Consider the following 448-nt stretch of genomic DNA (forward strand, 5'->3'; position numbering starts at 1 on the left):
CAGCGTGTCGGGTGCGGCACCCCGCACGAATGATCGGGCCCACTTCTGGAGGCGTCCCATCGGGTCAAGGTACTGCTGAATCGCGAGGGCGCCCAAATCAGCGCGATCATCGTTCGAATAGAAGAAGGGAAAATTGAGGGCTGTCGCCGCAATATTGAAGATGGGCCAGGGGTTGCCGGTGAGGTCCAGTTCGACGTTACTTTCGATCCGCAATGCGTCGGTCTTGCCGGTGAACGACGCCGTCGCTACAGCATTTCCAGAGACATCGTGGGCCCACGCTATCGTCGCGTCGGGAGACACCTTCAAGGTGTGCGACATGAGTTGCAGTTCACGACTTTCTCTGGGACGCAGCATCAGCCGATGCGGATCCAGGCTGACAGCGTTGCGGTAGTGATAGACCGTTGTATGACTGATTCGAATTTGGGTCACGGTGGTGTGGGGCTCCTGA

The 448-nt window shown here is 58.3% G+C and carries 1 protein-coding gene; it reads right to left on the bottom strand.

Annotated features, from left to right (window positions below):
- Window positions 1-429: transglutaminase N-terminal domain-containing protein (locus C5P05_RS00280; protein ID WP_332871318.1), on the bottom strand; the 429-nt coding region annotated here is incomplete at its 3' end.
- Window positions 430-448 lie beyond the last annotated feature (19 nt).

The organism is Rhodoferax ferrireducens, assembly GCF_003347515.1.
Classification (GTDB): Bacteria; Pseudomonadota; Gammaproteobacteria; order Burkholderiales; family Burkholderiaceae_C; genus Rhodoferax.